The sequence below is a fragment of the Actinocrinis sp. genome, from assembly GCF_035650855.1.
Lineage (GTDB): Bacteria > Actinomycetota > Actinomycetes > Streptomycetales > Catenulisporaceae > Actinocrinis.
Window position 1 is genome coordinate 1 of record NZ_DASRGV010000332.1, and the last position, 6,437, is coordinate 6,437.

Genomic DNA, 6,437 nt, shown 5'->3' on the forward strand with positions numbered 1-6,437 from the left:
CAGCCTTGAGTACGTCGTCATCCGTGATGGTGTCCTTGCTCACCGGGATCGTGTCTCCTCTTCGATGCTCATCGCGAGCTGGTCGCGCAAGGCGGCGATGGCCCGTGAGAGATGTGCCGTCACTGTGCCGGGCGCTATCGCGAGCGTCCGCGCGGTGGCCTGCGTGTCGAGATCGAGGAAGACCCGCAGCGCGACCACCTCGCGTTGCCGGGCCGGAAGGCTGCGCACGGCGGCGAGTATTTGGTCGTCCACGCCCATCACGTCGTCCGCCGCGGTCGGCGCAGTGTCCGAGGAGCCCCTGCTCTCCCAGGACACTTCGCGCCGCCGTCGGCGCCACCACGACACATGCGTGTTCAGCGCGGTGCGCACCACCCACGCTTGTGGTGCGGGGTGACGGCTCACCTTCCACCACGACGCCCACGCTCGGGCGTACGCCTCAGCGATCAAGTCCTCGGCCAGCAGCCGATCGCCGACCGAGGCGTATACCGCGCGCAGGCAGCCGTCCCGCGAGCCCTCGTAGAACTCCGCGAATTCCTCGGGTTCGTCTCCCACACCCCTATGACGCATCGGCGGCCCGATCCGCTTACCTACTCAGCTGGGCGACTTTGCCGACCCGTCACTGGCGGGCGGCGACCTCGCCCTCGATCACCGGTATTCGCTCGCGCAGCTTCTCGCGCGGCGCGGACTTGCGGGTGGACAGCCAGCTGCCGATCAGCACGAGCGGGAAGCCGACGCCGACCCCGGCGGTGAAGTGCTCGCCGAGCACCAGCATGCCGAGCAGCACGGCCACCGCCGGATTGATGAACGTGATGACCGTCGCGCGCACCGGACCCGCCTCGGCGATCAGGCGGAAGAAGAGCAGGAACGCCGCCGCGGTGCAGATCAGGCCGAGGGTGAGGACCGCCCCGAGCACGTTGGCGTGCGGCATGGCGTGCGGGCGCGTGATGATCGCGGCCGGGATGTACGCGAGCGCGACGCCGGTCAGCGACAGCGAGATCACCGCCAGCGTGGGCACCTGCTTCAGCTTCCGGTCGGCGATGATCGGCGCGACGGCGTAACCGACCGCGACCAGCAGCACCTCGCCCATGCGCAGCGCGGAGGTGGATCCGACGTCCAGGCCGACGACCGCCGCCACGCCGGCCATTCCGACCAGCAGGCCGAGCAGCCGCCGGGGGTCGAGCGCCGAATGGTCGCCGAGCCGCCAGGTGACCAGCGTGCTGACCAGCGGCACGGCCGCGATCAGCAGGCCGGCCAGGCTGCTGCTGATGTGCTGTTCGGCGTCGTTGAGCAGCAGCCACGGGCCGCCGATCTCCAGCACCGCGAAGGCCAGCAGCGGCTGCCACGCGCGCAGCGCCGGCCGGATCATCCCGCGCCGCCAGGCGATCGGCAGCAGGATCGCCGCTCCGATGGCGGTGCGCGAGAGCACCAGGAAGGGCGCGCTGACGCCTTCCAGAGCGATCTTGATGAACAGGTACGGTATGCCCCAGATCACGGACATCAGCGCGAACAGCAGCCACCCACGCCTGGTCATGTAACTCCCCTCAGTATCGCGTGCAGCTTACGACAAGCCCCCGACACGCGACAGTCTGCGACCGATGCCAGGCCTGTGACCAGCTGTTTTCCCGGGCCGCCGGCTCGCCGGAAAAATCTTGAAATCTGCTGTCGGATTCCGGTCGCCCCGTTCGAGGTGCAAGTAGGAACCCCGAATGGAGGAGACCACCATGACGATCCACACCGCTCCCGGCCCGGCGCGCGCAGTGCACCTGACCCCGGACGCCGCGGCCGCTCCCTCCCGCCGCGACTGCACCCCGGCCGCTCGCGTCACCAAGTCGCTGCTCGGCTACGGCGTCATCGCCGGACCCTTCTACGTCGTGACCGCCCTGGCGCAAGCGCTGACCCGCGACGGTTTCGACCTGACCAAGCACTCCTGGAGCCTGCTGTCCAACGGCGCGTTGGGCTGGATCCAGATCACCAACTTCGTGCTCACCGGGCTGATGACAGTCGCCGCGGCGGTCGGTCTGCGCCGTGCCCTCGGCGAGGGCACGGGCCGAACGTGGGCCCCTCGGCTGCTCGCCGCCTACGGAGCGTGCCTCGTCGCGGCCGGAATCTTCCGTGCCGACCCCGCGCAGGGCTTCCCGGTCGGCACCCCGGATAAGGCACCGGTGAGCTGGCACGGCACGATGCATCTAGCAGTCGGCTCGGTGGGCTTCCTCTGCCTTATCGTCATGTGCTTCGTCCTGGCGCGGCGATTCACGCACGACGGCCAACCGCGCTTCGCCCGCTTCTCCCGCAGCACCGGGGCCATCTTCCTCGTCGCCTTCGCCGGCATCGCCAGCGGTTCGCACGGTCCGGTCACACTGGCCTTCGCCGCCGCAGTGGTGATCGTATGTGCCTGGATCACCACGGTCAGCATCCACCTCTACCGCATCGTCGACGCCGCCTGATCGCCACTCGCCCATCCGAACCTCGACAAGAAAGGCCTGACCATGCGTTACCTCGTCCTGCTCAAGGCAGCCCAGCCCGCGACTCCGCCTCCGCCGGAGCTGATGGACGCGATCATGAAGCTCGGCGGCGAGGCCACCGCCGCGGGCGCGCTGCTCGACACCGCAGGCCTGCTGCCGAGCGCCGCCGGAGCCCGAGTCAGCCTCCAAGCCGGCTCGTTGAGCGTCACCGACGGGCCGTTCACCGAGGCCAAGGAGATGATCAGCTACGCGCTCTACCAGGTCGGCTCCAAGGAGGAGGCGGTCGGCTGGGCGTCGAAGTTCCTCGCCCTGCACCGCGACCTGTGGGAGGGCTGGGAGGGCGACGCGGACGTGCTCAAGGTCATGGGACCCGAGGACTTCGGTAACGCCCCCGCCGAGTAGCGCAGCAAGCGACTGCCCTAACGCACAACAGGATGCGAGGATCGGTAGCCATGACGGCTGCCGATCCTCGTCGCGTTGTGGAAGCGGTGTGGCGTACCGAGTCCGCTCGGATCATCGCGGCTCTGGCACGCATGGTCGGCGACGTGGGGCTCGCCGAGGAACTGGCGCAGGACGTGCTTGTCATCGCGCTAGAGCAATGGCCCGAGGACGGTGTACCGCAGCATCCCGCCTCATGGCTGATGGCCACAGCCAAGCATCGCGCCGTCGACACGCTGCGCAGGCAAAGCCGCTACCGCCAGAAGCTCGAAGAAGTCGGACGCGCAACGCCGGACAGCCATGAGCCGGATCTTGCCGCGGACCTTGACGACTACGTCGGTGACGACCTGCTCCGGCTCATCTTCGCGACCTGCCACCCGGTGTTGTCCACCGAGGCACGCGCGGCCCTGACCCTGCGACTGCTCGGCGGCCTGAGCACCGAGGAGATCGCGCGGGCCTACCTGACCTCGGAGTCGACCGTCGGCCAGCGCATCACGCGCGCCAAGCGGACTCTCGCCGAGAAGAAGGTGCCGATCGAGCTGCCGCCGCCGGCCGAGGCGGCCGAGCGGCTCGCCTCGGTCCTGGAGGTGATTTATCTGATCTTCAACGAGGGATACGCAGCCACCGCCGGAGCCGACTGGGCCCGCCCCGCGCTCTGCGATGAAGCGCTGCGCCTCGGCCGCATGGTCGCGTCTCTCGCACCGCAGGAGCCGGAGGTGCACGGTCTCGTCGCGCTGATGGAGTTTCAAGCCTCCCGAATGCGAGCACGTACCGTGCCCGACGGCAGCCCCGTCCTGCTCCAGGATCAAGATCGGCGCCTCTGGGATCGACTGCTGATCCGCCGCGGGTTCGAGGCTCTTGCGCGCGCCGAGGGAACGTGGGGTCCGTACGTGCTCCAGGCGTCCATCGCGGCATGCCATGCCCGTGCGTCGCGTGCCGAGGACACCGAATGGGAACGCGTCGCAGCGCTTTACCAGGTACTCGCACACGTATCGCCATCGCCGGTTGTCGAACTCAATAGAGCCGTGGCGGTCAGCTACGCCGAAAGCCCGGAACGCGCTCTCGAAATCGTCGACGACTTAGCAGACAGGTTGGCCGCTTACCCACTCCTCGCTGCGGTACGTGGCGACCTACTGGCAAGGCTCGGCCGGCCGGCAGAGGCCCGAGCCGAATTCGAACGCGCAGCGGAGATGACCAAGAACGAGGGCGAACGAGCACTCTTCCGCATTCGCGCCGCCGCCCTTACCTGACCTGCGACGGGACGCACCCGCTCGCGGACCCGGTGATCCCTCGCCCGCCTTGTGCCCCGACTCCCGCTAGATTTCTTGCAATGCGAACTCCCCGTCAGGCCGCCCGCATCCTCGTCATCGCGCCAGATGCCGCCGTCTTTCTCTTTCGGTACGACGATGAGGAAATCGGCCTGCACTGGACCACTCCCGGCGGCGGCTTGAACGAGGGCGAGACCCCCGAGCAAGCCGCGCGCCGCGAACTGCTCGAGGAAACCGGGTGGACTGACCTCGACCCCGGGCCGCTCCTCTTCACTTGGGCATACGACTATTGCCGTGAGGGCGTTCCGGTCCGCCAGTCCGAGCACGTGTTCGTCGCGCGCGCCCCGCGCCGGGACCCGATCGGAGACCTGACCGCGGCACACGCCGAGGACGGCATTCTGCGCTGGCGCTGGTGGCCGCTGGCTGAGCTGCCGACCTGCCCGGAGCGGGTTCTTCCGCCGCAACTGCCCGACCTCGTCACCGCCGTGCTGCGTACCGCTCCACAAGTGCCCGAACCGATCGAGCTCGGCTACGTGCCGCTCCTGTAACGCGCTGCTCGTGACGTGCCGACCGCGACCTTCAGCGTTGTAGTCGTCACTTCACGACCACGGTCACGGTGAAGTGCTGCTGATTCGGTGCGCAAGGCCTGGCTTCACCACACGTCATGCGGCTGGCAGTGACCGACGCCGTGCCTGGAGCGAGCGCTGTGAACGAGGCACGGATCGGTACGCAGCCCATGCCCGGGACATTGGGACAGTTCGTGGGTCTGGGCAGCGTGGTGGCCGCCCCGTCCTGACGCAAGACGCTCGGCGCCGATGAGCCGGACACAGTCCAGTAGTTGCTACCCAAGGTCAGCTCGACCGTCTGGCCGACCGTCGCGTTCACCGTCTTGCCATTCGCGTCGTCCTGGACGACGACCGTGCCCGCGCTGTGCCCTCCAGAAGAGGAGGTCGAGGACGCGCACCCGGCTGCGAGCAGCGCACACGACGCGGCGAGGGCCGCGAATCGCACTCCCGCTCCGAAGCGAACTCCCGCGAACGACGACGACATCGGTCCTCCTGCGCTCTGGCCGCTAGACGCCACTTGGACGGCCGTCGTCGCGGCCCGGTTCCCCTTCCGTGCCGCGTTTCCCGCGGATCGTCAGGGCGAACTCCAGCGGTACACCTGCTCCGGCCGCCCGGCGCCGCCGTAGCGCGGCGCCCGCAACGCGAGTCGCTGAGCTGCGAGGTAGTCGAGGTAGCGGCGCGCGGTCTGCACCGAGATGCCGACCTGCGGCGCGATCTGCCCCGCCGAAAGCTGATCATGTGACCTGAGCAGCGCAACGACCGACGCGAGCGTCGCCTCGGTCAGGCCCTTAGGCAGCGCCGTCTGCGTAGACGCATCATGCAGCGCCGCCAGTGCCCTATCCACGTCGTCCTGCGCGAGTAGGTCAGGAGCCTGCGCCGCGCGCCGCCGGAACTCCGCATACGCACGCAGCTTCTCCTGGAACGTCGCGAACGCGAACGGCTTGAGCAGGTACTGCACCACGCCGAGAGAGACTGCCGCGCGCACCGTGGCGAGGTCGCGCGCGGACGTCACCGCGATGACATCGACCTGATTGCCGTGCGCGCGCAGCGTCCGGCACAACTCGATGCCGGTCATGTCCGGCAGATTCACGTCAAGCAGTAGCAGATCGACCTGACGCGTCGCGACCAGCCGCAACGCCTCCGCGCCCAAATGCGCGATGCCGGCGGCCGCGAAGCCGGGCACCCGCGCGACGAATTCGGCGTGCGCGTCCGCCAGCACCGGATCGTCCTCGACGATCAGTGTGCTGATCACGCTCTCCTTGCCTGCTGCGCCGCTCATCCCGCGCTGCCCAGCCCTCCACGCGCCGCAGCCCCCGCCCGCGCCCCCGTTCCCGCTCCCCTTCCCCCTCTTCCTTCGCCTTCACCGCCGCCGGTCCTCGCCCCGGCCCGTGCGCCCTCGCCCCTTCCGCACACCGGCAGCCGCACCTCGACCGCCGCGCCACCCAACTCCTCATCACACGCGACATCGATGCGGCCGCCGTTACGATTGACCGCTTGTCGCACCAACGCCAGGCCGATCCCGTGTCCCGCTTCGTTCTTCGTGGTCCAGCCGCGGGTGAACAGATCGCCGATTCGCTCGGGATCGATGCCCGCGCCGCTGTCCGCGACCCGAACCAGCAGCTCCTGCGCCTCGGCCCGGATCGTGACCGAGACCCGCCTCGGCGGCGAGCCGCGCAGCGCCGCCTCGACGGCGTTGTCGATCA

The 6,437-nt window shown here is 69.1% G+C and carries 9 protein-coding genes; 4 read left to right on the forward strand and 5 right to left on the reverse strand.

The window, feature by feature from the left end:
* Nucleotides 1-39 precede the first annotated feature (39 nt).
* Nucleotides 40-552, reverse strand: a complete 513-nt coding sequence (locus tag VFB40_RS23530) for a SigE family RNA polymerase sigma factor (protein WP_324854224.1) — start codon at nucleotides 550-552, stop codon at nucleotides 40-42.
* Between the two features lie 64 nt (nucleotides 553-616).
* Complete coding sequence (locus tag VFB40_RS23535; RefSeq protein ID WP_324854225.1) at nucleotides 617-1,531, reverse strand: DMT family transporter; 915 nt, start codon at nucleotides 1,529-1,531, stop codon at nucleotides 617-619.
* A gap of 175 nt (nucleotides 1,532-1,706) precedes the next feature.
* On the opposite strand from VFB40_RS23535, the gene VFB40_RS23540 reads away from it, so the two are divergent.
* The 4 genes from VFB40_RS23540 to VFB40_RS23555 all read left to right on the forward strand — a co-directional run bounded on the left by VFB40_RS23540 (nucleotide 1,707) and on the right by VFB40_RS23555 (nucleotide 4,716).
* Nucleotides 1,707-2,444 (forward strand): DUF998 domain-containing protein, encoded by a 738-nt coding sequence (locus tag VFB40_RS23540; RefSeq protein ID WP_324854227.1) that lies wholly within the window; start codon nucleotides 1,707-1,709, stop codon nucleotides 2,442-2,444.
* 42 nt (nucleotides 2,445-2,486) lie between these two features.
* A complete protein-coding gene (locus VFB40_RS23545; protein ID WP_324854230.1) occupies nucleotides 2,487-2,864 on the forward strand; it encodes a YciI family protein in 378 nt (125 codons plus the stop codon).
* Nucleotides 2,865-2,914: 50 nt separating this feature from the next.
* Nucleotides 2,915-4,150, forward strand: a complete 1,236-nt coding sequence (locus VFB40_RS23550; protein WP_324854232.1) for an RNA polymerase sigma factor — start codon at nucleotides 2,915-2,917, stop codon at nucleotides 4,148-4,150.
* An 80-nt stretch (nucleotides 4,151-4,230) separates the two neighbouring features.
* Entirely contained in the window at nucleotides 4,231-4,716 is a 486-nt protein-coding gene (locus VFB40_RS23555; protein ID WP_324854233.1) for an NUDIX hydrolase, read from the forward strand.
* A 46-nt stretch (nucleotides 4,717-4,762) separates the two neighbouring features.
* Here VFB40_RS23555 and VFB40_RS23560 read toward each other — a convergent pair whose 3' ends face one another.
* The 3 genes from VFB40_RS23560 to VFB40_RS23570 all read right to left on the reverse strand — a co-directional run.
* Entirely contained in the window at nucleotides 4,763-5,218 is a 456-nt protein-coding gene (locus tag VFB40_RS23560; protein ID WP_324854236.1) for a hypothetical protein, read from the reverse strand.
* A 90-nt stretch (nucleotides 5,219-5,308) separates the two neighbouring features.
* On the reverse strand, nucleotides 5,309-6,013 hold the full coding sequence (locus VFB40_RS23565; RefSeq protein ID WP_324854238.1) for a response regulator: 705 nt from the start codon (nucleotides 6,011-6,013) through the stop codon (nucleotides 5,309-5,311).
* Nucleotides 6,010-6,437: sensor histidine kinase (locus tag VFB40_RS23570; protein ID WP_324854240.1), on the reverse strand; the 428-nt coding region annotated here is incomplete at its 5' end. The genes VFB40_RS23565 and VFB40_RS23570, both read right to left, overlap by 4 nt.